This window comes from Paenirhodobacter hankyongi (assembly GCF_003664585.1).
Classification (GTDB): Bacteria; Pseudomonadota; Alphaproteobacteria; order Rhodobacterales; family Rhodobacteraceae; genus Rhodobacter; species Rhodobacter hankyongi.
Window position 1 is genome coordinate 1 of sequence record NZ_RCHI01000046.1, and the last position, 1,505, is coordinate 1,505.

General features: G+C 60.7%; 1 protein-coding gene. It reads right to left on the reverse strand.

Annotation, left to right across the window (positions count from 1 at the left end; all coding sequences use genetic code 11):
* Nucleotides 1-101: 101 nt before the first annotated feature.
* Nucleotides 102-1,490 carry an IS1182 family transposase gene (locus DYS74_RS18375; protein ID WP_121535062.1) on the reverse strand — a complete coding sequence of 463 codons (1,389 nt, stop codon included), beginning with the start codon at nucleotides 1,488-1,490 and terminating at the stop codon, nucleotides 102-104.
* Nucleotides 1,491-1,505: the final 15 nt, after the last annotated feature.

Consider the following 1,505-nt stretch of genomic DNA (forward strand, 5'->3'; position numbering starts at 1 on the left):
GATGCCGTTGAAAAACTCGTCGGCGATCTGCTCCTTGGGGTGATGATGCAGGGGATTTCGGGGGATTTTCTGCAAGCCTGACGCCCACATGATCGGCCCTCTCAGGCGATCCACGTCGCGGGTGTGTTCATGGGGGCGAGCTTGGCCAATTTCCGGAGGTTTTGCGCGATCGCGGCGAGTGTGAACTCGTCCTTCACTCCCAATGGCCCTCTCAACCGCAATCGGCTGAGCCCCAGGATACGTTTCAGATGCGCGAACAGCATTTCGACCTTCTTGCGCCGTCTCGAAGCCGTCTCGTTGAAGGCAGACGCCGTGCAGGTTCGGGCGAAGTCGCGCACGATTTCGTACTTACCGCGCTGCAGGCTGCGCGTTTCGTTGTTCGGGCAGCATTTCGCCTTCAAGGGGCACGCCTGACAATCGGCTTTTGCAGCTCGATACCTTCGCGGCTTCATCTCGGTCGAGAAGCGCTCCGGATCGGAATAGTTCCGCCGCGTGTGTCGCAGATCCTTCCCGTCCGGACAGATGTAGCGGTCATTTTCCTCATCCCAAGTGAAGTCCGAGCGCGACAACGTTCCATCCGTGCGCTCGCCCTTGTCGATCACCGGGATGAAGGGCAGGATCCGCCGCTTCAGGACGATCTCGACCAGGCTTTCCTCGGAGCCATAGGCCGTATCAGCCACCAGCCAATCCGGGCGAATGTCGAAGCGCTCTGCCGTCCGGTCCAGCATCGTGAGCGTGGATCCGACCTCGGCCTGCCGCACCGACCGGGTCGCCTCGATATCCATGATGATACCGTGATCCGTGTCGATCAGATAGTTGTCCGAATAAGCGAAGAAGGCAGGTCCTTTGCGCGCTGCCGTCCATTGACTGGCAGGATCGGCGTGTGCCGTGAACTTGGGTTTGACGGGCGTGGCCGCGCCGAAGGCCTCCTCATCCAGCGTATCGAGATACTCGCGCACCGCCCTAGGGGCTTCCGCCGGATCGATGGTGGAGGCGTCCCAGTCTCCCTGACGGCTGGAGCTCTGCTTCTGGACGTCGGCACTGATCAGGCTGGCATCGACGGCAAAGCCTTGGCCGCCGACCAGGCCATCGGCGATGCATTGGGCCACCACCCGTTCGAAGACGTGGCGGAAGATGTCACTCTCGCGGAACTTGCCATGCCGAAGTTTCGAGAAACTCGAATGATCCGGCACCTTGTCCTCTAGCCCGAGCCGGCAGAACCAGCGATAGGCGAGGTTGAGGTGAACCTCCTGGCAAAGGCGCCGCTCGGACCGCACCCCCATGACATAACCGACCACCAGCATCCGGATCATGAGCTCGGGATCGATCGAAGGCCGTCCTGTATGGCTGTAGAAGCCGCGCAGTTCCTCGTGCAGATCGGTCAGATCCAGAAAGCCGTCGATACCCCGGAGGAAATGGTCAGACGGGATATGCGTCTCGAGATCGAATTCGTAGAACAGCCGGGCGTGAACCTTCTGCCTTCCAAGCATCGCAATCCCTCCAGA

Excerpts from the sequence above, each read along its gene's own strand:
- DYS74_RS18375 (WP_121535062.1), bottom strand. The coding sequence starts at position 1,490 with ATGCTTGGAAGGCAGAAGGTTCACGCCCGGCTGTTCTACGAATTCGAT.